The sequence below is a fragment of the Allohahella marinimesophila genome, assembly GCF_039538005.1.
In the GTDB taxonomy this organism is placed as follows: Bacteria; Pseudomonadota; Gammaproteobacteria; order Pseudomonadales; family Oleiphilaceae; genus Allohahella; species Allohahella marinimesophila.
The window spans coordinates 1,005,689-1,032,099 of sequence record NZ_BAABBO010000001.1 but is presented as its reverse complement, the minus strand read 5'-3'; the positions used below and the strand labels follow the sequence as shown (position 1 = coordinate 1,032,099).

Sequence of the window (26,411 nt, the reverse complement as noted above, 5' to 3'; positions counted from 1 at the left end):
CATGTTAGCGGCTCAAGCTTTCACGAAGTCTAGCCGAGTTCTGGCCATTTGTTAGGCCTGTGATAGAGGCCAGAACAGGACGAGTATGGCCACGGTGCTCACACCGACCAGGAGATTCATGGGGATACCTACACGCAGGAAATCACTGAAGCGGTAACCACCTGGCCCGTACACCATCAGATTGGTTTGATAACCTAGCGGCGTCGCGAAGCTCGCAGAGGCAGCCATCATTATTGCGAAGACGAAGGGTTCTGCGTTCAAGCCTGACTGCTCTACCAGGCTCAACACGATAGGCAGCATGATGACTGCCGCCGCATTGTTGGTAATGACCTCTGTCAACAACGATACAGTCACATAAGCCAGCAACAACAACAGCCAGGGGCGACCATCACTGAGTTCAGTCAACTGTGTGGCGATGAAAGCAGCCACGCCTGTTTTTTCCAGCGCTGCACCGAGTGCAAGCGAAGCGGCAATCGTGATAAGCACTTCAAGATCCAGACTGCGCTCCGCCTGTGACACCGTACAGCAACCGGTGAGCAGCATGAGACCCGCCCCCATGAGCGCGGCGTTCAGCATCGACAGCAGTTCAAAGGTGGCAGCGAGCACGAGCGCCAACAGGATGACCCACGACAGCACTGCCCTGCTATGGCGGGGCGTCTCCTTTTCCAGATCGCTGATGAGCAAAAAGTCCTTGTTGTAGCGCTGTCGGCTCACAAAGGCCGGCCGCGCCTCTAGCAGGAGTGTATCGCCTGCTTTCAGCCGAATACTGCCCAGATTGCCCTTGACGCGCTCGCCGTTTCTGGCGACAGCCAGCACTACAGCGCCGTAGCGATCACGGAACTGGGCTTCACGAATGGCCAGGCCAACTGCGGAGCAATGCGGGGAGACAACCACCTCAACAAGGCAACGTTCAGCGCGATCAGTCCGTAGGGTGCTGGCCTCGGACTGGTCGGCGGAGGGAATGATACCCTTGATCCTGAGCAGGTCCGAAATCGCTTCGGTATCGCCAGCAAATACCAGACGATCGCCACCCCTAAGCGTTTCTTCAGGCGAAACGGCAGTCAGGATATTCTGATTGCGTTCAATTTCCACCAGGAAGATTCGCTTGAGATTTCGCAGACCGGCGGACTGGATAGAAGCGCCAACGAGCGGGCCATCGTGGGCCACCTGGACTTCAAGTGTGAATTCGCGGAGGTTCTCGAAAGTGTCCTTGCGGCTTCGATCCGGCAGCAGACGTGGAAATACCAGCCACATGAACAGCAGCCCAATCACCGCGACCGGCAGTGCGACTGCGGTTATCGAGAACAGGGAAAAGCCGTCCCGTCCGGTCAGCGCCTGATATTGCCCGTCAACGATGAGATTGGTGCTGGTGCCAATCAAGGTGACGGTGCCGCCGAGGATGGCCGTGTAGCTCAGCGGGATCATGAGCCTTGAAGGATTGATATCGATCTTGCGTGCCCAGGCGCTGACAGCGGGGATCATGGTAGCTACGACCGGCGTGTTGTTCAGAAATGCGCTGAGCACAACCACTGGCGCACCGATTCGCGTCAATGCGCCCCGGTGCGTTTCAGGCGCACCGAGCACCCGATTGACAAGGATATCGATACCACCAGAGCCGTGGATGCCGCTTGCGACCACGAACATGGCGGCGACAGTGATCAGACCACTGTTGCTGAAACCGGCCAGGGCCTCCGTTGGTGTCAGCAGGCCGCCCACACTGAGAATGGTCAGGGCGCCCATCATGGCAATGTGCGCGCGGATCTTCGTAAACGCGAGCAGCAGCAACACACTTGCGGTGAGCACCAGCGCAAACCAGCCTTCCCATTGCATTTACGACACTCCCTTCAAATTATTGATGTGAAGGGACTATATAGGGAGAGCGATAGGCACAAAAGCAATAAAAAGTTATCTACTTAGATTGTTTTTTCTTTTTCGGCGGAGCTGTGCTCAGTATTTCGAGTGCAGCTGGTGATTGATAGAAGCTGGCTAGCCGTCGCCTTACAATAGCTTCAAGCTGACCACTCTCTTTCAGCGCTGTCATCAACGAGGGCAGTATTGGCTCCAGCTCTGTAACGATGCGTTCGGATGTGACATCAAAATCATCGAACAACAGCCCCAGATCACCTTCACCATATTTGGCAAAAACGTAGTCAACCATCATTTCGTAGCTGTCGCGAAAGTATGGCGTTGTCCTGAAGTTCAGCCAGAATTCGTAGCCCAGGGCCACGAACTCGGACAAATCGATACTGTCCATTCCTTCCTGGATTTCGCCAAGCGTCTTGTTCTCTGCAATGTCCCAGAGGTCCATTGCGGACTCCCTCAGGTCTTCGTCCGTGAAGGATTCTTCGAAGAATGTCTTGCTTTCGCGCAGCAGGAAGCCAATGTTCCTGTTAATGAATTTCTTGATATTTTCTTCGACCGCACTCTCGAGATTAGGCATCGTCCTGTTCATGACGCCGCGCCCCATCTTCAGCATCGAAGAGACACCCCGAACGTTCATCATGCTGGTGTCAGCGATGTAGCGTGAGATAGCTTTGTAGATGACGCCTGAGATGAGCTCTTTATAGATCGGCAGGTCAATAATGTGATTGATGCCTTTCATGCGCTGCTCACGCAACTCGAGCACCTTTTCTGCAAAGCCTGCAAATTGCGAGGTGCTCATGATTTGCTTGAGCTGGGTCTGGCGGTGGGCTTCAGAAGTAAAGAGATGAGTCGCCGCCTCGCCGCCTATTTCGACGCCGGCCCCTGAAATTTCACGGTCGACGACGTTTCGCTGGATGATGTCCTTGACTTGCTGGGCCGTCACGATCTCTTCCAGACGACGCTGCCGAAGCCACTGCATCAACCCGTTTGACTCGCCCTTGAACCATTCCAGAAGGCTGCTGCTCTCGAAGTGCTCGAGTTCGTGCGCGACGTGGCGCTCCAACAGTTGTGCTGCCACGGAAGCAGGTGGCTGCGACATATGACTTTCCCTGTGCTTGATCTAGCTATTTGTTATGAAGCAGCCGTCCGCTGACCGAGAAATTTACCCAGCACGCGGTTGACTGCACTGCCAACCTTGTCCAGCGCGCCACCGGGCTCCGTCAGACTGTCTGGCACCGAGTGCTTCAGTATGCGGGTCACCACGGTCTTGTACTGATTAAGGAAGGTATCCGTGTTATAGGGTACGCCGTATCGCCGGCAGATATCTTCCACTCGAGCAGCAATCTCGGGATACCGGTGTGCAGGCAGATCCGGAAACATGTGATGCTCGATCTGATAGCTCAAGTGACCACTCATGATATGCAGCCAGCGACTGCCAGTAAAATTGCTTGAACCCAGCAGCTGACGATAATACCACTGCCCCCTGGACTCATCCTCACACTCTTCCGGCAGGAAGGTCTGCGCATCTTCGGTAAAGTGCCCACAGAATATGATAGTGGACGTCCAGAGATTACGATTGAGATTGGCAATCAGGTTTGCGGCGAACACCTTTGGGGCAAATGGGCCAGCCAGCAAAGGAAACAGTATGTAATCCTTGCCTAGCTGATGACTGGTCTTGTCGACAAAGCGCTTGAGGAAGGGAAGCTTGTCCTTGGGCTTCACCGTACCATTTTTGATGTTATCGATTTCGAGTTCATGCAGCGCCACACCCCACTCGAATAGCACCGAAAGCGCGACGTAATTTCCGAACTGAGTCAGGTGCCACGGCCTCCATGGCTCATCCTTGCTCAAGCGCAACAGACCATAGCCGTAGTCGCGATCCTTGCCAATAATATTGGTAAAGGTGTGATGCTCGTAATTGTGATATTTCCTCCACGATTCGGCATCACAGACGATATCCCACTCATAACTGCGTGAATTCAACTCCGGGTCATTCATCCAGTCGTACTGGCCATGGAGTACGTTGTGCCCGATCTCCATGTTCTCAAGAATCTTGGACAACGACAGCAAGCCCACCCCGGCCATCCAGGAGAACGGGGTCAGGCTAAAGTGAATGAGGGAACGTCCAGCGATTTCGGTATACTTGTGACGACGAACGATACTTCGAATATAGTCGGCATCCCGCTGACCGAGATCAGCCATGATTTCGTGACGCAAGTCATCGAGTTCAGCACCAAAACTGTCAAGCTCTTCCCGTGTCATCAAGCTGAGTGACCTGGTTTGCATGTCCATAATGTGTACTCCCTATTTGCGGCTCGAACGTAAAATTAAAAAAAGTGTCTGTTCCGACCGGTGAAGAGCAGGCCTTACCAGCCCACAATCGCTACCTGGCCGATGGGCACTGAGATACACGCCTGAACGTGCACGCCAGGCTCGGAATTTATTTCACCCGTCAGCCGGTTGAAGACTGGGCCCGAGGCTTTCTCACAAAGACATTCCTTGCAGATACCACTGCGGCAGCCAAACTTCGGCTTGAGGCCTGCCGCCTCTGCAAGTTCAAGCAGGGTTTTGCCGCCTTCGGACTCGATGCTGCCGCCACTGCTAGCAAAACTGAGTGTGGCTTTGGCATCCAGGGACAATGCCGACGCCGGTACCGCAGCGCCAAAACTTTCGATGAAGATGGCCTCCGGGACCACACCAAGTGCAGTGGCTTCGTCAGTCACCAGTGTCATGAATCCCTGAGGACCACAGATGTGCACTGAGCGCTGCTCAATATCCGGCACCAGTTCGAAAAGCTTTTCCTTTGAAACGAGGCCCTCCGAGTCGGTGTAGACGAGGTCAAGCTGGAAGCCGGCATGCTCTTCGGCAAGCTGCTTCAAACGATTCGCGAAGATCACTTCCCGCTCATTGCGAACGAAGAATGCAAGATGGGTATCGGCCATGGGGTCGGCATGCAGACGGCTCTCCAGCATCGACATGATGGGTGTGATTCCACTGCCTGCGGCAACAAACAAAGGCGCCTTGATGCGAGCTATGCCGAAGCGCTCTTGAGCCCGCCGAAAATTGTCCAGGGTGAACTCACCCTGTGCGGTTGCGAGATGAACAATGTCCCCGACCTCACAGTGTTCAGCCATCCAGTTGGACACCTTGCCGCCTTCGACCTGCTTAACTGTAATACTTATGCAGCGATTTTTGTCCAGCTTCGCTGGAGAACATGACATCGAGTAGTTTCGACTAACACGGACACCATCGATGTCGACTTCGATTCGGGTATATTGCCCCGCTTCGAAACGGCCCCAGCGACGGGCTGGACGAAGGACATAAGTACGCACGGACTCAGTCTCTTCAATGACGGATTCAACAACCGCGGGCACTCTGGCCTGATTGAGCCTGGGATCAATTTCACATAGCAGGAAATTCAGGTAGCTTCCCAGCAAACCAGGGGGCAAAATGCCTGGCGCGTCCTTGATGCGCTCGTGCAGCGTCGTGACTGAAACTTCGACGGTGTGCGCCATGGCCTGTATGGCATGATAACCGGTAGCGATTAACGGCAACGTTCCTGCTTTGAACATGAGCTTGCTCCATCCCGGATGCGCCCGGACTTTGTGTACGAGTGTGCACTCACTTTAAGCTGAAGCGCGGCCTCAGTCAACACTTGTACACTGAAATTTTGTGATGATGATATGACTTACTCAACACTTACGACCGATATGCCAAGGTGTAAAGTGTAAAACCAACGCCCCAATGCTCGCTTTCGATATGGCGACGTTTATGGTCGTTAGTGTACAATCAGACACACAATTCGTCGGTAGTGAACGCGCTATCGCCATTTATCAAGCGCATGGTGACCCTCTGGACAGTCAACGCATCCTGAGTCGGGAAGAAAAGAAGCGACAGACGCGACAGTCTCTCGTTGATGCGGCGCTGACGCTGGTTGGGCAAGGTGAAAATTTCACCGGGATCAGCATCAGGGAAGTTGCAAAGAATGCTGGGGTAGTGCCGACCTCCTTCTATCGTCATTTCACTGACATGGAAGAACTTGGCCTGGACATCGTCGACGATCTCGGCATGATGCTTCGGCGAAAGCTGAGAGCCGTTCGCCAGACCGATGGCTATTCAGGCGAACTGACCAGAAGTTCAGTTCAGCTGTTCACTGACTTCGTCTGCCATCATCGTAATCACTTCTATTTCATGTACCAGTGTCGTGCGGGCGGCACCGTACGGTTGAGAGCAGCCATTCGTAACGAGCTCAGCTTTTTTGCCAATGAACTGGCTTCCGATATCCGTCAACTTCACATGCTGGGGAAAGTTGATAGCGCCGATCTTCAGATGGTCTCGCAACTCATCGTTGCAGCGGTATTCGAGAGCACCACCGACCTCCTTGACCAGGTAGATTCTTCCCCTACGTTCCGCCAGGAGTTCGTCGACCTTACCGTGAAGAAGCTGCGACTCATCTGGCTTGGCGCTGAATGCTGGCGGTCTCGCAGGCCGGCAGACTGAACGGGGTCGGCCCTGTTCTTCGTATAGCCCGTAGGGCGCTGCTCTCTGGCGGCGCAACAGGCTAACCAGGAGTTGTTCCAGCACATGAAGACCCCACGATTTGCAGGCTATCTCAAGGAAACCTTCACCGACTGGCTCGCTGATGACGCCTTTCAGAAAAGTGCCGCCCTTGCCTATTACTCGATATTTTCCATTCCCGGCCTTGTCATCATCGTTATCACTGTCGCCAGTCTTGTGTGGAGCCCGGAGTACGTCAACGAAGTTGTGGCCGAACAAATTGCCAACACGGTAGGGCCCGACGCCGGGCAACAGATTGCCACCATGGTCGAAAACTCACGCCAGGAGACCAATTCCCTGCTGGCCATGCTTGCGGGTATAGCCACGCTGGTGTTCGGTGCCAGCGGGGTATTCAGTCAACTCCAGAAGTCCATCAATGCAGTATGGGGCGTCGAAGTGGACCCTTCGGCCGGCTTCAAGCAGATGGCACTTGGTCGGATTACCGCCTTCAGTATCGTTCTGGTCATCGCTTTCCTCATGATCGTCTCACTGATGATGTCGGCTGCGCTCTCGCTGCTGAACGGCTGGATTCAGTCCCAGCTGCCAGGCTTTCCTACCGTCATCTTCTTCCTGCTGAACAATCTGTTGAGTATTGCCGTGCTCACGGTCTTTTTCGCGCTTATGTTCAAGGTCCTGCCAGACGCCAAAGTGCAGTGGCGCTCAGTGTGGCTTGGCGCCCTCCTGACCAGTATCCTGTTCACGCTTGGCAAATTTCTACTCGGCTTCTATTTCGGCCAGTCTGATCCGGAAGCGGCTTTCGGAGCGGCTGGCTCGATTATCCTGGTGATGCTATGGGCATATTACACGAGCCTGATCCTGCTGTTCGGCGCTGAGTTCACACAGGTGTTCGCTCGCAATAACGGACACGGCGTTCAACCAGCGCGACACGCCCGCCATGATGCAGCCTATCGTCTGCAGGCACTGAAAGCAGCCGCAGAGCAGCGTGATAGCACTGCGGTTAAGCAGCTCGCAGACGACCTTTAAACTCAAACACTCATTACTCCCTAAGCGTCCAATGAGGCGGCCGGCTGGTCGCACTGGCCAGCCCGAATGTCGGATTACGTCATACCGGCATTCGGGCGCTTCAACTAAGGTATGGCCAGCCTTCAAATCCATTCTTCGGAGCACCAGCCATGACACAACAAGCCTTCATCTTTGATGCAGTGCGAACACCCCGAGGCAAAGGCAAGCGCGACGGCTCGCTCTACGAGGTTAAGGCGGTTGACCTGCTGGCCATGGCACTGCGAGCCGTGAAAGACAGGAATGAGCTCGATACCAGTCGGGTCGATGATATTGTCATGGGTTGCGTGACTGCCGTTGGTGATCAGGGTGCCGACATCGCCAAGACCGCCGCCTTCGTGGCGGACTGGGATGAGCAAGTGGCGGGCGTTACGCTAAACCGTTTCTGTGCGTCTGGCCTCGAGGCCGTCAATCAGGCGGCCGCCAGGGTCCGCAGCGGCTGGGAGCAGCTCATAGTCGCTGGTGGAGTCGAGTCCATGTCCAGAGTCCCGATGGGCAGCGACGGCGGTGCATGGGCCCTTGATCCTGCCACCAACCTGAAGACAGCCTTCGTGCCCCAGGGTGTTTCCGCTGACCTCATCGCCACTATCGAACACTTCAGCCGCGACGAGCTCGACCGCTTCGCGTTGTCTTCCCAGCAAAAGGCGGCCGCTGCCTGGAAGGATGGTCGCTTCAGCAACAGCGTCGTGCCTGTAGTCGACAGCAACGGCCTCATTATTCTGGAGCGCGATGAACTGGTTCGTGCAGATGCCAGCATGGAGGCGCTGTCCGGGCTGAAATCCTCGTTCCAGATGATGGGCGATATGGGCTTCGACGCAGTGGTCAGAGACAAGTACCCCTGGGTGGAGCGCATTGACCACCAGCATACGCCCGGCAACTCCTCCGGCATCGTGGATGGCGCAGCGGCAGTGTTGATCGGTTCGGAAACGCTTGGACGGGCACTGGGCCTCCGTCCGCGTGGCCGCATTATCAGTGCCGCAGTTACCAGCACTGACCCTACAATCATGTTGACCGGACCCGCGCCTGCAGCTCGAATTGCGCTGGAGCGGGCCGGCCTCACAGTGGCTGACATCGATCTGTTCGAGGTGAATGAGGCTTTCGCATCTGTGGTGTTGAAGTTTCAGCGCGAACTCGATGTGCCGATGGAAAAGATCAACGTCAATGGTGGCTCGATAGCCATGGGCCACCCGCTTGGCGCTACTGGCGCCATGCTCGTCAGCACGCTGCTCGATGAACTCGACGCCAGACAACAGCGCTACGGCCTCATCACCCTCTGCGTCGGCGGCGGCATGGGCATCGCCACCATCATCGAACGCAGCAGCGAGTTCTAGTTTTCCTGTCACCAGGCACCACTCCCAACAATAGAGGCTAAGCAATGAGCGCCATTCAATATGACCGCAGAGACGATGGCATCGTCGTGCTCACCATGGATATGCCGGGCCAATCAGCCAACACCATGAATCAGGATTTCCGCGATGCATTTGGACAATGTGTCGACCGCCTGCTGGCCGATAAAGCCAATATCACAGGCGTTATTCTGGCTTCAGCCAAGTCCACATTTTTTGCCGGTGGAGATCTGAAGGAGCTCGTCGCTGTCCAGCCAGCTGATGCTGAGCGATTCATGACCATGCTCACAAATCAGATCACAACACCTCTACGACAGCTCGAAACCCTTGGCAAACCGGTTGTGGCTGCGATAAATGGCGCAGCGCTCGGCGGTGGCTGGGAGCTGGCCCTCGCCTGCCATGGCCGCATAGCTGTCAGCAGCAGTGCTTATCGGCTGGGATTGCCTGAAGTGACACTCGGGCTGCTTCCTGGCGGCGGTGGCTGCACACGACTGCCTCGTCTTCTCGGCATTGAAAAGGCCTTGCCCTTGCTAATAGAAGGCCAGCAATTGACGGTCGACAAAGCCCTGAGTCTCGGCCTGCTGAACGCGACCGTCGATAGCGCTGACCAACTCATCGATGCCGCTGTAAGCTGGATATCTGCACACCCCCAGGCAAAACAGCCCTGGGATGAGAAAGGCTACAAAATGCCTGGCGGCTCTCCCGACAATCCGAAGGTAGCCCAGATGCTGGCCATCGCACCGGCGATGTTGAAGGCGAAGACAAAGGGCTGCTATCCCGCACCCGAAGCTATTCTGAGCACCGTTGTTGAAGGTGCCAAGGTGGACTTCGAGACCGCTCAGCGCATCGAAAGTCGCTACTTCACCCACTTGGTCACGAGTCAGGTCGCGAAGAACATGATCGGCACCTTCTGGTTCCAGCTAAACGCCATCAAAGCGGGCAAGAGTCGGCCACAGCTCGACATGGGCGTGAATGGCGGCAAATCATTCGAGATCACCAAAGTCGGCGTACTGGGTGCTGGCATGATGGGCGCAGGTATCGCCTACGCCACTGCCACCAAAGGCATTCAGACGGTGCTCAAGGATGTATCGCAGGAACAGGCAGACAAGGGCAAGGCTTACACGCAAAATCTGTTGGACAAAAAGCTGCAGCGCAAGCGCATCAGTGCGGAGAAGCGTGATCAGCAACTGGCGCTGATAGAGTCGACCGTGTCGGTCGAAGCATTGAAAGACTGCGACCTCATTATCGAAGCAGTGTTTGAGGACGGTGATCTGAAAGCCAGGGTGACCAGGGAATCGGAGCCCATGTTGGCCACGGGCGGCGTCTTCGCCACCAATACGTCGACAATACCGATATCCCAGCTGGCCAGTGCTTCCGAGCAGCCCGCTGACTTCATAGGGCTACATTTCTTCTCACCCGTAGACAAGATGCAGCTGGTCGAAATCATCAAGGGGCAGAAGACTTCGGATGAGACACTCGCCAAGGCCTTCGATTTCGTTCTGCAGATTGGCAAGATACCCATCGTCGTAAATGATAGTCGTGGATTTTTCACCTCACGCGTCTTCGGCACTTTCGTCAATGAGGGTATCACCATGCTTGGTGAAGGTATTCATCCGGCGAGTATTGAAAATGCTGCCCTTCTCGCTGGGATGCCGATAGGCCCACTGGCCATTTCCGATGAAGTCAGCCTGAAGCTCATGCGTCATATCAGACGGCAGACCGAAGCTGACATCAAGGCGGCAGGCGGAACTTATCAGAAGCATCCTGCCGAGGCAGTTATTGACGTCATGGTCGACGAATTCGAGCGCACCGGAAAGGCTGGAGGCGGCGGCTTTTATGACTATCAGGTAAAGCTGCCCAACGGCAGTCTCGGCAAGCAGCTCTGGAGTGGTCTTGCGGATCGTTGGACTGACGATGCACTCACTCGGGCCACCGACCTGCAGACTCTGAAAGACCGGTTCCTCTATATTCAGGCGCTGGAGACAGTACGCTGCCTGGACGAGGGCGTCTTGCATAGTGTGGCTGATGCCAACATTGGCAGCATATTCGGCATCGGCTTCGCGCCATGGACGGGAGGCGCCTTGCAGTTCATCAATCATACTGGACTGACGAAGTTCGTGTCGCGCAGTCAGTCATTGAAGACTGATTTCGGCGATCGTTTCGATCCTCCGGCCAGTCTGATCAGCATGGCTGACACCGGAAAGCAGTACCGTTAGGCCCTTTTTTGTGAACCAGCGCTATACAAATAAGCAACGTTGCTAGTGATGAAGATTATGGTAGCCTAGACTGAATCGTGTACATTTTCACAATGGTCGATCACATGCTTCAGCTTCTACACGCAAGTCGCCGCTTCTGCGGCGCGCCGTCTCCCCGCACCCTGACACCAAGGGTCGGCTCTGCATTCCGTCTCGCCAGTATTACTCTGTTACTGTCGCTATGGAGTAGCGGGCCAGCCCTTGCCTTGCAGGAGCCGCAGCCAGATAGCGGAGTGACCGACCGGGAGGCTTTCCTTGGGGAGACACTGTCACCCAGTGTGGCTCAGGAGAAGGTCAGCAGGGACATCGCGCGGCAGCTTCAGTACAGCCATTACCGCACGCTGCGAATCGACCGGGAAGTCTCTTCCAAGGTCTTCGACAATTATCTCAGTTACCTCGATGGCCAGAAGCTGTATTTCCTCGAAAGTGACATCAAGGAATTCGAAGTCTACCGTCACCGCCTCGATGGTGCTCTGAAGACCGGTCAGCTCGATCCGGCATTCCGAATCTACAATCGTCTTCAGGAGCGTCTCTACGATCGCATCACCTTTGCGCTGAAGCTGCTCGAGAACAGCAGTGACAAGCTCGACTTCGAAAAAGATGAAACGATACTGGTCGACCGAGCTGACGAAGCCTGGCCATCCAGTGAAGAAGCCATGAATGAAATTTGGCGCAAGCGTGTCAAGAACAGCATTCTCAGCCTTGAGCTGACAGGCAAGAAGGATGATGAAATCCGGAAAACCCTGACAAAACGTTACGAAAGTCAGCTCCGTCGGGCCAGCCAGACCCGTAGTGAAGACGTCTTCCAGGGCTACATGAATGCCTTCACTGGCGTTTACGATCCCCACACACAGTATTTCAGCCCGCGTGTTTCCGAAAACTTCAATATCAACATGTCGCTTTCGCTCGAGGGCATCGGCGCCGTGCTTCAGACAGACGACGAATATACCAAGGTGGTACGACTCGTACCGGCTGGACCGGCAGACAAGGCCGGTCAGCTCAAGCCGGCTGACAAGGTGGTCGCAGTCGGTCAGGACGATGATGGCGAGCTGGTAGATGTCGTGGGCTGGCGCCTCGAAGAGGTGGTCGACCTGATTCGTGGGCCAAAGCAGTCTATCGTGCGCCTCAAGGTCATTCCTGCAAACGCCGCCAGTGATGATGAAACGCGAGTACTCAAGATCGTCAGGGATCGTGTAGCGCTCGAAGATCAGTCTGCCAGCAAGGAAGTGCTCGACATCGAACGTGACGGCAAGGACTACAAGGTTGGCGTCATTGAAATACCGACGTTCTATGCCGATTTCAAGGGCGCTCAGCTTGGCGACCCGGATTACAAACACACTACCGCCGATGTTCGCAAACTGCTCAAGGAACTGGAGCAGAGTGATATCGACGGTCTGGTCATCGACCTCCGAAACAATGGCGGTGGCGCCCTGCAGGAAGCCATCACGCTGACCGGCCTGTTCATTCCGCAGGGTCCAACCGTTCAGGTTCGCACCAGTGATGACCGCATCGCCGTTCACAATGATCCTGACAAGAATGTCGTCTATGGCGGACCACTTGTCGTGTTGGTCAACAGGATGAGCGCCTCAGCGTCTGAAATTTTCGCCGCAGCCATCCAGGATTACGGTCGTGGTCTGGTGGTTGGCAACCAGACCTTTGGAAAGGGCACCGTTCAGTCAGTACGAAACCTGGCCAGTGGTCAGCTGAAGATCACCGAGTTCAAGTTCTATCGTGTGTCCGGCGGCAGTACCCAGCACAGTGGTGTCTTGCCAGACATCACCTTCCCTTCAGCGATCGATGTCGCAGAGATTGGTGAAGACGCCCTGCCTGAAGCCCTGCCCTGGGATCAGATTGCAGCGGCCGACTTTGAAAAAGTGAGCTCATTCGATCTTTATCTGCCAGAGCTGGCCCGTCAGCATGAAAGTCGAATGCTGAAGAACAAGGAGTATCAGGCAATCCTGGAGGAGATCAGCTTCCTCGCGGAAGCGAAGGCAGAAAAGGAATTGAGCCTGGTTCTGGCAAGCAGAAAGGCTCAACTCGAAAAGCAGCGCAAGAAGGAGCTCTCGGTCGTGAACGCCAAGCGAACTGCGCGCGGTGAGGATGTGTTTGAAGATTTCAAAGCCTACGAGACCTTCGTAGAAGCCGAAGCAATGAGGACCGACAAGGACGATGACGAAGCTGACCTGTTTACCAAAGAGTCGGGTGAGATCCTCATAGACCTGCTGAATGCACAAAGCCGGGTTGCCACACACTCCCCGACCTGAATCTGAGCACTCATGAGCAAAACGGACAAGCCGGGCAAACCGGAAGAGACAAGGAAAAAAGTCAAAGCTGAAGTTGATCCGCCGGCCAGGGATCGACAGGGCGGCGCCTTCAGCTGGGTCAACAGGCTGGGAGGCCTGACTAGCGGTGCATTCAAGTTGGCCCGCAAGACCGGTAGCGGCTCCTACAAGGTAGGAAAGTCGATACTGAACAGTCAGGACCAGCTGAGGCTCATGGCTGCGGCAGGACAGTCGCTGAAGGATCTCAGAGAGGTCACTGGCCTCACAATTACCGAAATCAGTGATGCGGTAAACCTGAAGGACAGAAGCTTCTGGGAGGCCGTTGAAGACGGTACTGCGACCCTGTCGTTCGAACTCATCCTGCGTCTGTCTGCCTTACTGGCGAGAAATGATCCCATTCCGTTCATCCTGAAGTATACCCGTACCTACAACCCGGAAATCTGGCGTCTGCTGAACGACTGGGGGCTCGGGCGGCTTCCTTTGCAGTACGAACGGGAGCGACAGTTCATCAATATCTACCGGCGCCATGATGCAGCGCGAACGCTGAGCGACGAGGGCTTTCAGACCGTCCTGGGCTTCACCAGGAAGTCGTTCGAGATGAGTTTGCACTTCATTCAGGAGAGTGAACGACTCACTGACGAGAATGAACGGCTTCGAAACGAGAACGCGACCCTTCAACGCTCGTTGGCCAAAGCCGAAGACAACGCGCGACGATTCAAGACTGCGACAGCGCGTCAGCACGATGAGGCCGCTAGCGAATATCGCAGAACAGTGGGCTCAGAGCGTGATAGAAATAGCGGAAGCTCTTCAAAATCCTCCAGAAATCGGTCCTCGAATCAACAACCGCAAGAAGATTCGAGAACTGCCTCTAATAACCGACAATCAACCGACGAAAATTAATTCGGCTGGGCTATAGTTAGAAGATTACAATCTGCTAACCAATGAGCTCGCCCGTTCCGGCCTACCCGGCTCTGACTGGCTCTCCCGGCTTACCACAGCCCTTAGTCTTTGTTTGGAGTGGTCCCTTTGCAAGCGCAGTCAGCACTCATCGTCGATGATTCAGCGACAGCCCGTCTCATGCTCGCCCGTATCCTCAAGAGCATGGATATTTCGACCCGGCAGGCCCGCTCTGGGGAGGAGGCACTTCAGGTTGCCGCCAATAACCCGCCTGCCATGATCTTTCTCGACCACCTCATGCCCGGTCTTGATGGCTTCGAGACGCTCAAATTGCTTAAACAGCAACGAGCAACTGCCGACATTCCAGTCGTTATGTACACCTCGCAGAATGCCGCCAAGTATGTTGAAGAAGCCAAGGCTCTCGGGGCCATCGGTGTCATTACCAAGCAAGTGGAACGCGGTGACCTTTTCGAACTCGTTGAAAAAATGCTGCTGCAGCGTGCCAATTTGCGCTCGGATACCAAGGCACCAATCTACGATCTCGATTCGGCAGACAGCTCGGAGGCCATGAATCCAGAGTACGATCTTGATGTGGTCGACATCGAGATGAATCACGAGGAAAACGTTTCGCCGCGTTTTGATTCACGTAAATTTCGTAATGCCCTGGTCACCGGCGCGAACGACCAGGAGTTCGCGAGATCCTCAGCGCATGGCCCTGTGCTGAGCTTCGAGCAGATCGCTTCCATCGAAGCGAATATCAGGGAGGCGGTGGTCACTGAGCTGCACGCCCAGGACAGGGCACTGGTCAAACGCTTCAAATGGGCTACGCTTGGCTTAGCAGCCTTTGCAATCATCATGCTGTCCACATTGCTGGCCCAGGAAACACATATCGATCAGCTCGATTCCAAGATTGCACATCTGGAGCAGAGCTTTTCGGCCAGACAGCCAGCGGTAGAACTGGCCCAGCTCCAGCAGCTTTCACAGAAGGTGGACGCGCTGGCCACGGAAGCTCAGCAGGTGGACGTGCTTGAAGCTCAGGTTGGCGAAATGAGACTCATGATGAACGAGATGATTGGTATCCTAGAGGATAATTAGTGTTCTTTCGCGCTTATGAACGGAAGAAGTTTCTCATAGTAGATGACTTCGACAGCTTTGTTATTTCCCTCAAACAAATGCTGCGTAGCATGGGTGCGTCAGATGTTCACAGTGCGCGTAATGGTGATGAGGCTATTGAAGCCTGCCTGAGCCGCCATCACGACGTCGTCTTCTGCGACTACAACATGGGCGATCGCAAGAACGGCCAGCAAGTACTCGAGGAACTGAGACACCGCAAACTGCTTCGACACACCGATATATTCTGCATGATTAGTGCGGAAGCCAGTAGTGACATGGTCTTCGGTGCACTTGAGTATTCCCCTGACGCCTATATTACCAAGCCAATCACCCGGGCCCTGCTGGCGAACCGCATGGATAAGCTGATCGAGCTGAAGGATTCCGTGCTCGATATCAACAAGGCTATCGACCTCGAAGATTATTCGAAGGCTATCAGCCTGTGTGCCAAGCATCTTCGCATCGGCTCCAAGTTCAAGGTCTGGCTCTACAAGACGCAGGCAAACCTGTTCTATATGGTGGGTGATTACCAGCACGCCAAGAAAATCTACAATGACATCCTCAAGGGCCGCGACATCGATTGGGCCCGTCTTGGCCTCGCCCGTGTTCTTCTGGCTGAAGGTAACGCTGCGGAAGCTGAAGCAGAGTTTGAGTTCCTGCTGCAGAAAAATCCGCAACTCGTGGAAGCCTACGATCTCAAGGCCGAGGCGCATCGACAGCAAAAGCAGTACAAGCTCGCGCAGCAGTCGCTCATGGCTGCCACTGCAATTTCTCCAATGGCATTGACACGTCAACGCAAGTTGGCCGAGCTGAGCGTAGATATCGGTGATCTCGAGCAGGCGATGAGCGCTTATAAGCAGGCTGTTAAACTGAGCGATAAAAGCTGCCTGGAAAATTCGGATACTTACCTGCAGTACGCGCAGGTGATCGCCGATGTCACCACGAAAAAGGCGATGGAAACGCCTGACGATCCGAATCTGCAGCGAGACACCGATCTCATGCTCAAGGAAGCTTCGCAGGCACTAGACCGCACCAGACGCCGATATGCCCACGACCCGGGCGTGGTGATGCGGGCGCATATGGCGGAAGCGAGAAACTGTCAGGTGGCAGGCAAGGAGCATCGCGCTTCCGATGCACTCGAGAAAGCTCAAGCGGTAGTAGAGAAGGCAACGGCAAATCCTGAAGCGACCCTGGACCCGATCGTTCTGCTGGATATGGCGCAGAGTCTGTTCGATATCGGTAGAAATGAAGAGGGCGATGCGCTGCTGAAGCGACTGGCCGAAACCAATGCTGACAATCCTGCGGTGCTGCAGAAGATCAATGAACTGATCGAAGAACCTGTCAGCATGAAGGAAAAGCTCATTGCCAGAGAGCGCAACAAGAACGGCATACAGGCCTACGAACAGAACCGTTTTGCAGAGGCGATCTCTTATTTCGAGGAGGCCATCGCCATCACCCCGCTACAGGTTGGCCTCAATCTCAACTTCATTCAGGCCTTGGTGAAAATGGCTTCGGAAAAGCCACTGGACAAACGACTCGTGGAAGCCGGCAGGTCAAGTTTGCAGGCCCTCTCGCGAATAGACGCATCGGACAAGCAGTACAAGCGCTTCATCCATTTGCAGGAACGCTTCAACAAGGTCACCTCCAGCGGGGCCAGCGCATGAGCAACCAGGGACAGCCCATCGATTTCGCCTTTGTCATGGCCTCCAGCGTCCATGACATGAAGAATTCTCTGAGCCTTCTACTTCACAGCATCGATGAGCTCGCCGTGCTGTTGCCGGATATCGATGCCAACCATCCCGCCAGTCACCGGATTTCAACGCTACAGTACGAGGCTTCACGGGTGAATAACGACCTTGTGCAGTTATTGACGCTGTACAAGCTTGAGAACAGTGTGGCTGGTATCACCCTGGATGAACATGATCTTGATGACTTTCTGCTCGAGCAGCTGGCTCGATATGAGCCCTTGTTCCAGTCGCGCGGAGTCGACTGCCAGATCCAGTGTGAAGAGGGGCTTGCGGCCGTTTTCGATCGAGACCTCGTGAGCGGCATTATCAATAATGTGCTGGCAAATGCCATACGCTACTGCAAGCAGACCATAGTGGTTTCGGCCAGGGTGCCCGATGCCGCAGACGATGCTGGCTATGGTCTTCTCATAACAATTGCCGATGATGGCACCGGATTTCCAGGCGAGATGCTGGATGCCGCTGACGAGTTTCACCTGAGTAGTGACTTTCGCTCTGGCAGCACTCACCTCGGCCTTTATTTCGCCGACAGGATAGCGAAGCTTCATAGCGGGCACTCGCTGACCGGCAAGGTGCGCCTGAGCAATGGCCAGGTTGGCGCATCCTCTTCAGGCGCGGTATTCGAGCTGTTGCTGCCCTGACAGCCTGGCAAAACGACGCAGAAGATAACCCAGGCCCAGTGCCGCTGCAGCCAGGCCGAGACCCAGTCCCAGCCATATCCCGATCAAACCCAGCCATTGCAACCCCACCCAGGCCGCTGGGAAGCCGATCAGCCAATAGCTGACCGCTGCCACTACCGTAGGGGATGTGCCCATACGGAAGGCTCTGGTGACCGTCATCAGTATAACCTGCACACAGTCGACCGCCTGAAAGATGGCCGCTACGAAGAGCAACTGTATGCTCAGCGCTCGCAACTGTGCGGCCTGGTCTGCTGAGTCGGTCGCTGAAGCGGCTGCCGACGCGGTACTATCGACGCCGAGGGTGAACAGACCCACCAGCCAGTGCGGCACCAGCACGAAGACGGCCGCAGCAATCGCACAGAAGAGCGCTCCCAGAGCAAGGCCCGCTCTCATATAGCGAAAAGCCAGCGCGATCTGCCCTGAACCAAAGCACTGCCCCACCCGGATAGCCGTGCCTTGAGCTATACCGATATATATGTTGAACGACAGTGAAGCAGTCTGAAAGGCGATCTGATGAGCGGCCAGCGCCACCAGCCCCAGTGTGCCGGCCAGAATCGTCGCCATCGTGAATAGCCCGATCTCCATGGCCCAGGCCAGGGCGATGGGTACACCGAGCGTCCAGAACGGGACCAGTTGTCTGATATCAAAAGCAGCGCCTCGAAGGGCCTCGAGTACAGGCTTCACCTGCTCATCCCGCCATAATTCGCGGAGCAACAGGACCAACATCAATAACTGGACGACTGCAGTACCCATGGCCACACCAGCTACACCGAAGCCGTCCCAGCTGCCGACGCCACCCATCAACAGGTAGCTGACCGGCGTGTTGAGCACACAGCAGAACAGACTGATGCGCATAAGACTGCGCGTGCGCCCCAGTCCTGCAGCCAGTCCACGGAAAATCAGAAATACAAACGCCGGAAAACTGATGAGCGCCGACATCTGCAGATAGGTAGCGGCATGGGGAATGTTGGCCGGGCTCTGGTCCAGCAGCGGCAGTAGCGCTGGCAGGAACTGCAGCGCTACTGCCAGCACCCCCGCCGTTACGAGCGCCAGCCAAATGCCCGCCTTAACGACTATGGCAATGCGTTCGACGCGCTGCTGTTGCGGAATCTTGACCGAACCGGACAGGATCGCTACTTCGTTGCCAAGCGCCGAAAACAATCCGGTCATTACTGTAATGATGAACAGGTATATACTGGCACCCAGACCGCCGCCGCCAAGTTCGGCCAATCCAAGCAGGCCGAACATGACGGTATCCGTAAACATCATGAGCGACTGGGCGATCTGCGCTGCCGACAGCGGCCAGGACAGCCGGAATACTTCTTTGAACACCTGAATCTTCAAGCGATTGACCCTGCGAATGACCAGAAGCCGCAAGATCATACATATAGATGCCGACGCCTTCTACGCCGCGATTGAAATCCGCGACGATCCTGGCCTACGTGGTCTGCCGGTAGCAGTGGGCGGTAGTGCAGACCGGCGGGGCGTGATCACCACCTGTAGCTATGAAGCAAGGCGCTACGGCGTCAGGTCGGCGATGTCGACCGGCGAGGCCATGCGCCTCTGCCCTCACCTGGTGCTGGTGGGCGTCAACATGGAGAAATACCGTAGCGCTTCGACGGTAATGCGGTCGATCTTCAAGGACTATACCGAACTGATCGAACCACTGTCGCTCGACGAAGCCTACCTCGACGTCAGCGACAGTACGCAATGTCGTGGCAGCGCAACATTGATTGCCAGGGAGATTCGCCAGCGTGTGTTCGAGGCCCTGCAAATTACAGTGTCGGCTGGCGTTGCGCCGAACAAGTTTCTGGCCAAGATCGCCAGCGACTGGAACAAGCCGGACGGGCTCAAGGTCATTCGCCCCGAGGACATTGACAGCTTCGTAGCCGATCTTCCGGTAAAGCGGATCCACGGCGTGGGCCGGGTGACCGCAGAACGCTTGCAGCGTCATGGTATAGAGACCTGTGGAGATATCAGGACATGGGAGCTCAACGACCTGATGAAGCAGTTCGGTAGCTTCGGCCATCGGCTACATGAATTCGCCTACGGTCGTGATGAACGCGAGGTGACGAGTGACCGAATTCGCAAGTCACTGTCTGTAGAGCACACCTATGCTGAAGATCTTGCCGATGCTGAGGCCTGTTACCGCTGCCTGCCTGATCTTTTGGATAAACTGCATACGCGTCTGGCTCGCCTGCCCGAGCATTTCCAGGTGAGCAAGAGCTTCGTGAAGGTGAAGTTCGACAACTTCACCACGACTACGCTTGAGCGTGTGGGCACGGATGCTACTGCAGAAAACTACGCAGCGCTGTTCAGCGAGGCTCTGGCCAGGGAAAACCGAGCGGTTCGACTGCTTGGCATTGGTGTCAGATTTCGTCAGACCGGCGACTCGCAAGGCGGCGTTCAACTGGATCTGTTTCCGGAACTGGCCGGTGTCGTGGCAGCACGCGGGTAGCCGGCTTATTCAAGTCGGGACTGTGAACAGCTGCTGTGCTCGTTGCAGGTCGGTGGGCGTATCGATATCGACGAGACAACCCTCGCTGATCGTCGGCACAAGGTGTATCGATGTTGCAACAGAAGCCACGATGCTCTGCGCGCCGGAGTCACCAGAACAGCGCTCGAGCTGAGCAAAATAGCGGCGGCCAAAAATCACTGGATGCCCGACTCTGCCGCTGGGGGTGTGCACGGGTCTGACTATGCCGTCGCCATCTGCATGTAAAATGAGCTCCCTATGCAGGCAGGGCGTCAGCAGGGGCATGTCTGCCAGCGCAATGCCGACCGCCTCGGGGCAGCCCTGCGAGACCGTCAACAGCGCACGCAGACCAGCGGCGATGGTGTCGCCCATGCCTCGTGTCGACACCGGCAGTACCTGCACATTTTGCTCAGCCAGCAAGGCACGCAGCGCATCATCATCTTCACGGACGGCGACGAAGATTGGCCACGGTGTGCCCTTGAGACTGGCGATGGCCACTTCTATCAACGTTATTTCTTTCGCGCCCTCTTCCGATGTATCCCTGAAAGCCAGCGGCGCAAGCAGCTTTGCAGCCCCGAAACGTCGGGCTGAACCTGCCGCTAACATAAGCCAGGCCATAAACTCAGTGACTCGCTGGTGTGGTCGTTAGCGCTCGACTGCGGGCAGCAATCAGCGTAGCAGCGGAAGCAATGGCAATTTCGGCGGGGGTCTTACTGCCTATATCCACACCGATGGGCGCATTGAGTTTTTCAATCTGGCTGACACTCAGTCCGAGTGAAGACAGACGCTCGCGACGCTTGGCACTCGTCTTCGCCGAGCCCATGGCGCCGACAAAGAAGGCCTCGGAGGCGAGCGCTGCAAGCAGCGCCATATCATCGATTCTGGGATCGTGTCCCAGCGCCATGATGGCGGACCAGCGATCGGAAAACCGGCTATCCACGAGATCGTCCGGCAGGGTTTGCAAGAGTGTACCTTCTGGCAATTGTTGCCACTCGGCACTATCGACTGCGAGCTGATAGAACCAGTCGCGGGGTTCGCACACCGTGACTTCAAAGCCGAGATCAAGCCCGATGGGTACCAGCCGCCGCGAAACATCGTTTGCACCAATGAGAAGCAGGCGCCAGGACGGCCGCAGGTGAAAGCTGAAGCGATGGTTAGCGGCTGCATGGTGGAGATGGCCATCGTCCGGCATCAGCGAATAGGCCTGCGAGCCGGTGTCTACTGTTCGCACGAGACTCTTTCGTTCGAGCAGGCGTTGGGCGATGGCATCGAAATGGGCCCGATGAGCGGCCGCCTGCCCTTGTCCGAAGTACTCGATAAGCAGACGCATTCTACCACCGCATGGCAAAATCGCGCCTTCGGGCGGGGCAAATGTGTCCAGGTCGAAATGCTGATTCAGGGAAGCCGGGTCAAGCGTGGCACTGTCGCCATAATAGATGGTTTCAACCGCATAGTCTGGCAGCGGCCTGCCGGATTGCCCGGTATGCGCCGCCAGATACTGCAGCAACTCCGCCTCGATGCAGCCTCCAGATACTGACCCTGCCGATTGCAGCCGCCCTGTGCCACTGCGACACAGTGCCAGGCAGGCGCCCGGCGGACGAGGCGAAGAACCGAAGGTCTCCACTACTGTGAGCAGAAAGACCTCATCCCCAGCCGCGAAGCGCTCCCTGACCTGAGCAAAAATACCCGGGGTCGCCTGTGGCGAGGGCGATGACGCCTGCAACCGAGATGAGTCCACGAATCAGCCAAGCCGCAGCGGCAGCTGCCTGAGCCGCTGTCCGGTAGCCACGAACAGGGCATTGCCGATCGCAGCGGCTACTGGCGGGAGACCCGGTTCCCCAACGCCTGTCGGCGCTTCATCGCTGTCGATAATCGCCACCTCGATTTCTGGTGACTCGTTCATGCGCAACAGCTGGTAGTCGTGGAAATTGGACTGGCGTACACGGCCCTTGTCGAACTCGATATCGCCGTACTTTGCTGCCGTTATGCCAAAGATGATTCCACTCTCCATCTGCGCTCGCACGATGTCGGGATTGACCGCTGTGCCGCAATCGACTGCGCAGAAGACCTTGCTGATGCGGTAGTCGGTGGGTTCATCGACATTATTCAGCTCCAGCTCTACGATCTGGGCGACATAGGTCCCAAAGCTCTTGTGAACGGCCAGGCCCTGAACGATGTTGCCACTCTCATTACGGGCAGCTGGCGCAAGGCTGCGCTTCTGCTCTGGATCCCAGCGCCAGCCGGCAATGGCAGCCACTTTCTCGAGCACCGCCTGGTGTCGCGGGCTCGCTGACAACAGCTGCAGCCGGTAGGCGAGCGGATCCTGACCATTGGCTTCAGCGAGTTCATCGATGAAGGACTCGACGACAAAACCATTGAATGAGTGACCCACCGCCCGCCAGTAGGTCACCGGAATGCCAGCATCGGCAACATGGTGGTCGACCTGGATATGCCCAAAACCGTAGGCGATGTCGTCAGCGCCTTCGAAGGCAGAAATATCCGGCGTAATCAGGCGACCCAGCGAAGCCACCATTGAGGTCAGTGTTCCGCCTGCCCAGCCTGGCAACTGAACGCCAGCCGCGTCTTCGATGTAATAGGTGATGACCTTTGGTGCCGCAATCTTGTGCTGCCAGCCGTCGATACCGCCATCTTTCCTGGCGTAGGCTTTCAGGCGATGCAGACTACCTGGGCGATAGATATCGTGCCGGGTATCGTCTTCACGGCTCCAGATCACCTTGACCGGTCGATCGATATGAACAGCGACGGAGGCAGCATCTGCCACATAATCCTGCGAGAGCCGACGTCCGAAGCCACCGCCAATGTAGGTCTGGTGTACCTGAACATCGTCGCGATGCAGACCCGTCTCACGCTGGGCCACGAAGCGCGCAATATCCGGACCCTGTGTCGGTGCCCAGATATCGCATTTACCATCTCGCAACCAGGCGACACAGTTCTGCGGTTCGAGCGTGGCGTGCGCAAGAAATGGTGCTCTATATTCGGCTTCGAGCGCGACCGAGCCCTCTGCAGCCAGATCGTCGAGATCGCCCTGCTCACGAACACGGTCGAAACCCGATTGAGTGATGCGCTCTTCATAGAGTCTGAAGATGTCAGCCGTATCAGGTTCGCCGACCACAGGATCAGGCTCCCAATCGGCCTTGATGGTCTCTGCCGCCTGCTTTGCCTGCCACCAGCTCTCAGCGATAACGGCAACGCCACTTGGCACGGCTGCTACCTTCACTACACCGGGCATATCGTTTGCCTGGCTGGCGTCGAACTCCTTGAGACGGCCACGAATCATTGGGGCACGCAGAATATAGGCGTACACCATGTTTTCGAGCTCGACATCGATGCCATATCGGGCTTCGCCAAATGTCTTGGCAACAGCATCGAGTCTCTGAACCGATTGTCCGATGAGGCGGAACTCCGAGGCAGGCTTCAGTTCGACATCCTTGGGCAGCGGACGATTTGCTGCCAGACCGGCAAGCTGACCGATGGTAAGTGTCGTGTCCTTTTCAGGGTGATAGCACAGGCCCTGATCACAGCGAACCGACTTTGCCTCGACCGACCACAGATCGGCTGCTGCCTCGGTCAGTGCAAGCCTCGTCGTCGCGGCTGCCTCGCGCATTGGCAGCCAGCTGCTACTGAGACTGTTGCTACCACCAGTAATCTGTAAACCGTACTCGGGGTGAACGTAGGCATCAGCCGGTGGCGCAAACAGTATCCTGATCTGCGCCGGGTCGATGTTGAGCTCTTCGGCCACCAGGGTACTGATACCCGTCATGGTCCCCTGCCCCATTTCGACGCGCGCCAAGGTGACCAGCACCTGACTGTCCGGCAGGACCTCGATGCTGGCATTTGGCCGAAACGAATGCTCCTCGGAGGATTCAAGCGCCGAAGTTGCGCAGCCCTGCAGACTGATACCGACGCATAGCGCCCCACTCACTCCGGCAGTCAGTTTGAGAAAACTGCGCCGATTGACGCCGCCTGTACTCATGCTGCTGGCGGTACTGGCCTCTGTGTCGACCAGGCCTTTCGCGACTTCAGACTGTCTGATCATTACGATTGCTCCCAATACTGAACGGCTGAAGTCGACGCAGCGTTCACTGGGTCGCTGCCTGGCCTTGGAGATGACTCCGCAGTCGCTGCCGTATGAATGGCCTTGCGAATATTGGGATAGGTGCCACACCGACAGATATTGCCACTCATGGCGTTGTCGATCTGGCTATCACTGGGCTGTGGGTGCTGGGCCAACAGCGCTGCTGCGCTCATCAGCTGACCGGACTGGCAATAGCCGCACTGCGGCACGCTATGCTTCAGCCAGGCACTCTGAAGTGGATGTGGCTCATCCTTGCTGCCGAGACCTTCGATTGTGGTGATCTTCATGCCTTCGGCCGCCGAGACCGGGGTGATGCAGGCACGAATTGGTGTGCCATTCATGTGCATGGTACAGGCACCACAGAGGCCCATACCGCATCCATACTTACTGCCTTTCAGCTTCAGTTCGTCGCGCACGACCCACAGCAGTGGCGTATCCGGGGGGCTCGCGACCTCCACCAGGCTGCCGTTGACAGACAGTTGCATCTTTTATCCTCATGATTGTTCTTGATGCGGAGATTAAATGACCCTTGGTCAGTTGTAAACGACAGGACACTACCCGCAGGTACAGGTATTAGACGCCGGTGGGATAAGCCTTACCGCCGAAGCGCTCACGATTTTCCTGCTTCTCCCGCTCACTTTTGCGCAGCATGATATAGACGGAACCTGTTCCACCATGCTGGACCTGAGCACTGTGAAAGGCCAGCACCTGAGGAAACTCAGGCAACCAGATATTGAGGTAACTCTTGAGCGTAGCGGCCTGATCCAGGTTACGGTCACCTTTGCCGTGCAGAATCATCACGGTACGCAGCTCATATTTGCTGCAGTCGCGAATGAATTGCCAGACTTCCTGTCGCGCCTGCTCTACCGTGCGGCGGTGCAGATCGAGTCTTGCTTCGATGAGGTAGTGCCCGAGTCTCAGCTTCCTGAAGACGCCGTTCTGCAGACCAGTCACCTTATACGACAGCACATCGTTGCTCTTGAGCAGCGGGACTTCGTCAGTTCGGAGATGGTTCTGATCGAGCAGCTGTCGACGAGTCGCAGCAGCTCGGCGAGCTATAACACCCGGGGTAATTTCGGCGCTTTTCTTCACCAGTACCTGACTGGGTTCTTCCAGCGGCTTGACGTCAGCCATTTCAGCGAAAAAGTTCTCTTTTTCCGACATGATCAACCCCCTCGCTCGGCGTGTAACAGTGATAATAATGACGGTAGCGCGTTACTGGCCCTCTCTCAATGCAACGATCAGGAGCAGTCCGCCGACCGGGCACGAGCGGCCCAGCGTGGGCCTGCAGGCGTGAGAATGATGGCGGCATCCGCACGGCCGAGGCTGACGGCCGAGCCGCCAGTCAAAGCGCCGAAGGCTGGCAGTACACACAGTTCCGGCTGAATCCAGAATACCGGAAAGCGTGCCCGATCGGCAACGGTACCCAATGAGAGACATGGATGAATATGGCCACAGAAGCCATAGGTGCCGGGAAGCCGCTCCGAGGGTTCATGATGGAAACTGAAACCGGCCTCTGAATAGCTGGGGAGCCAGCTCAAGCCATGAAGCTGCGCAGTCGCCGCCCTGACTACTGATGTTGAAATATTCGCGGCGCCATGTCTGTCGTGATTACCGACAATGGCAAGTACCTCCAGCGGTGTGCTGCTAGTGGTCAATGGCGGTTGGGCGTTCCACTCTGCGAAAATGGCCTCAGTTCCACTAGGCCTGGCGTGAAATATGTCGCCGAGCAGAATGAGCCTTCTCGCCGAAGTCGCCTCAACCAGGGTGCGCAACTTGTCCAAGTCAGCCCGGTCGGAGCCGTGTGGGAGGGGCACACCACGTCGTTGCAGTGCTTCAGCCTTGCCGAAGTGAAGGTCGGCGAGCAGCAAGGTCGCCGTATTTACCCAAAACACACCGCCGCCAGCCATGAAGTTGAATTCATGCCCACGTATCTCATGACTGACGGGCGCAAACATGGGCCCACCGTTCTGATGCAGCGACTTCACCAGCTGGCTATTGAACACGGTCAAGGATCACGAACACTGACTCCAGCTGAATCATTGGAAGACGAAAGACTGTACAGGTGAACAGTATGCCAGAAA

21 protein-coding genes are annotated in these 26,411 nt (G+C 56.2%); 10 read left to right on the top strand and 11 right to left on the bottom strand.

The genetic code is table 11. From position 1 onward, the window contains the following. Nucleotides 1-51 precede the first annotated feature (51 nt). The 4 genes from ABD735_RS04640 to ABD735_RS04625 all read right to left on the bottom strand — a co-directional run bounded on the left by ABD735_RS04640 (nucleotide 52) and on the right by ABD735_RS04625 (nucleotide 5,435). The gene (locus ABD735_RS04640; RefSeq protein WP_344803736.1) at nucleotides 52-1,830 is read right to left on the bottom strand and encodes an SLC13 family permease; all 1,779 of its coding nucleotides are present in this window, start codon (nucleotides 1,828-1,830) and stop codon (nucleotides 52-54) included. Nucleotides 1,831-1,909: 79 nt separating this feature from the next. Beyond that, entirely contained in the window at nucleotides 1,910-2,962 is a 1,053-nt protein-coding gene (locus ABD735_RS04635) for a hypothetical protein (RefSeq protein ID WP_344803734.1), read from the bottom strand. 32 nt (nucleotides 2,963-2,994) lie between these two features. Further along, nucleotides 2,995-4,155 carry a fatty acid desaturase family protein gene (locus tag ABD735_RS04630; RefSeq protein WP_344803732.1) on the bottom strand — a complete coding sequence of 387 codons (1,161 nt, stop codon included), beginning with the start codon at nucleotides 4,153-4,155 and terminating at the stop codon, nucleotides 2,995-2,997. 74 nt (nucleotides 4,156-4,229) lie between these two features. Continuing rightward, the gene (locus ABD735_RS04625) at nucleotides 4,230-5,435 is read right to left on the bottom strand and encodes a flavin reductase family protein (RefSeq protein ID WP_344803730.1); all 1,206 of its coding nucleotides are present in this window, start codon (nucleotides 5,433-5,435) and stop codon (nucleotides 4,230-4,232) included. A gap of 199 nt (nucleotides 5,436-5,634) precedes the next feature. Here ABD735_RS04625 and fabR point away from each other — a divergent pair, with 199 nt between their 5' ends. The 9 genes from fabR (at nucleotide 5,635) to ABD735_RS04580 (ending at nucleotide 17,716) form a co-directional block, all read left to right on the top strand. Beyond that, on the top strand, nucleotides 5,635-6,363 hold the full coding sequence (fabR, locus tag ABD735_RS04620) for an HTH-type transcriptional repressor FabR (protein WP_344803728.1): 729 nt from the start codon (nucleotides 5,635-5,637) through the stop codon (nucleotides 6,361-6,363). Between the two features lie 84 nt (nucleotides 6,364-6,447). After that, a complete protein-coding gene (locus tag ABD735_RS04615) occupies nucleotides 6,448-7,404 on the top strand; it encodes a YihY/virulence factor BrkB family protein (protein WP_344803726.1) in 957 nt (318 codons plus the stop codon). Nucleotides 7,405-7,553: 149 nt separating this feature from the next. Beyond that, nucleotides 7,554-8,771 carry an acetyl-CoA C-acetyltransferase gene (locus ABD735_RS04610; RefSeq protein ID WP_344803724.1) on the top strand — a complete coding sequence of 406 codons (1,218 nt, stop codon included), beginning with the start codon at nucleotides 7,554-7,556 and terminating at the stop codon, nucleotides 8,769-8,771. 44 nt (nucleotides 8,772-8,815) lie between these two features. After that, entirely contained in the window at nucleotides 8,816-11,002 is a 2,187-nt protein-coding gene (locus ABD735_RS04605) for a 3-hydroxyacyl-CoA dehydrogenase NAD-binding domain-containing protein (protein WP_344803722.1), read from the top strand. Nucleotides 11,003-11,106: 104 nt separating this feature from the next. Next, nucleotides 11,107-13,305, top strand: a complete 2,199-nt coding sequence (locus ABD735_RS04600; protein WP_344803720.1) for a carboxy terminal-processing peptidase — start codon at nucleotides 11,107-11,109, stop codon at nucleotides 13,303-13,305. Between the two features lie 12 nt (nucleotides 13,306-13,317). Continuing rightward, entirely contained in the window at nucleotides 13,318-14,223 is a 906-nt protein-coding gene (locus ABD735_RS04595; RefSeq protein ID WP_344803718.1) for a helix-turn-helix domain-containing protein, read from the top strand. 126 nt (nucleotides 14,224-14,349) lie between these two features. Beyond that, nucleotides 14,350-15,315, top strand: coding sequence for a response regulator (locus ABD735_RS04590; protein WP_344803716.1), 966 nt, complete (start codon nucleotides 14,350-14,352; stop codon nucleotides 15,313-15,315). Next, nucleotides 15,315-16,994 (top strand): response regulator, encoded by a 1,680-nt coding sequence (locus ABD735_RS04585; RefSeq protein WP_344803714.1) that lies wholly within the window; start codon nucleotides 15,315-15,317, stop codon nucleotides 16,992-16,994. Before ABD735_RS04590 ends, ABD735_RS04585 begins: the two co-directional genes overlap by 1 nt. Beyond that, nucleotides 16,991-17,716 (top strand): sensor histidine kinase, encoded by a 726-nt coding sequence (locus ABD735_RS04580; RefSeq protein ID WP_344803712.1) that lies wholly within the window; start codon nucleotides 16,991-16,993, stop codon nucleotides 17,714-17,716. Before ABD735_RS04585 ends, ABD735_RS04580 begins: the two co-directional genes overlap by 4 nt. On the opposite strand, the gene ABD735_RS04575 is transcribed toward ABD735_RS04580, so the two are convergent. Beyond that, nucleotides 17,684-19,138, bottom strand: coding sequence for an MATE family efflux transporter (locus ABD735_RS04575; protein ID WP_344803710.1), 1,455 nt, complete (start codon nucleotides 19,136-19,138; stop codon nucleotides 17,684-17,686). The two genes, ABD735_RS04580 and ABD735_RS04575, sit on opposite strands and share 33 nt — an antisense overlap. Between ABD735_RS04575 and dinB the strand changes: the two genes are divergently transcribed. Beyond that, nucleotides 19,116-20,213: a DNA polymerase IV gene (gene dinB / locus ABD735_RS04570; protein ID WP_344803708.1), complete on the top strand. Its 1,098-nt coding sequence runs from the start codon at nucleotides 19,116-19,118 to the stop codon at nucleotides 20,211-20,213. The genes ABD735_RS04575 and dinB overlap by 23 nt on opposite strands. A gap of 9 nt (nucleotides 20,214-20,222) precedes the next feature. On the opposite strand, the gene ABD735_RS04565 is transcribed toward dinB, so the two are convergent. From ABD735_RS04565 to pdeM, 6 genes are all read right to left on the bottom strand, one after another. Further along, nucleotides 20,223-20,837 (bottom strand): nucleotidyltransferase family protein, encoded by a 615-nt coding sequence (locus ABD735_RS04565; RefSeq protein WP_344803706.1) that lies wholly within the window; start codon nucleotides 20,835-20,837, stop codon nucleotides 20,223-20,225. Between the two features lie 16 nt (nucleotides 20,838-20,853). Next, nucleotides 20,854-21,954 carry an XdhC family protein gene (locus ABD735_RS04560; protein ID WP_344803704.1) on the bottom strand — a complete coding sequence of 367 codons (1,101 nt, stop codon included), beginning with the start codon at nucleotides 21,952-21,954 and terminating at the stop codon, nucleotides 20,854-20,856. Nucleotides 21,955-21,972: 18 nt separating this feature from the next. After that, nucleotides 21,973-24,288 carry a xanthine dehydrogenase family protein molybdopterin-binding subunit gene (locus ABD735_RS04555; RefSeq protein ID WP_344803702.1) on the bottom strand — a complete coding sequence of 772 codons (2,316 nt, stop codon included), beginning with the start codon at nucleotides 24,286-24,288 and terminating at the stop codon, nucleotides 21,973-21,975. Next, on the bottom strand, nucleotides 24,288-24,812 hold the full coding sequence (locus ABD735_RS04550; RefSeq protein ID WP_344803700.1) for a (2Fe-2S)-binding protein: 525 nt from the start codon (nucleotides 24,810-24,812) through the stop codon (nucleotides 24,288-24,290). Before ABD735_RS04550 ends, ABD735_RS04555 begins: the two co-directional genes overlap by 1 nt. 88 nt (nucleotides 24,813-24,900) lie before the next feature. After that, nucleotides 24,901-25,491, bottom strand: coding sequence for a DNA endonuclease SmrA (smrA, locus tag ABD735_RS04545; RefSeq protein WP_344803698.1), 591 nt, complete (start codon nucleotides 25,489-25,491; stop codon nucleotides 24,901-24,903). A 77-nt stretch (nucleotides 25,492-25,568) separates the two neighbouring features. Continuing rightward, nucleotides 25,569-26,333: a ligase-associated DNA damage response endonuclease PdeM gene (gene pdeM / locus ABD735_RS04540; protein WP_344803811.1), complete on the bottom strand. Its 765-nt coding sequence runs from the start codon at nucleotides 26,331-26,333 to the stop codon at nucleotides 25,569-25,571. Nucleotides 26,334-26,411 lie beyond the last annotated feature (78 nt).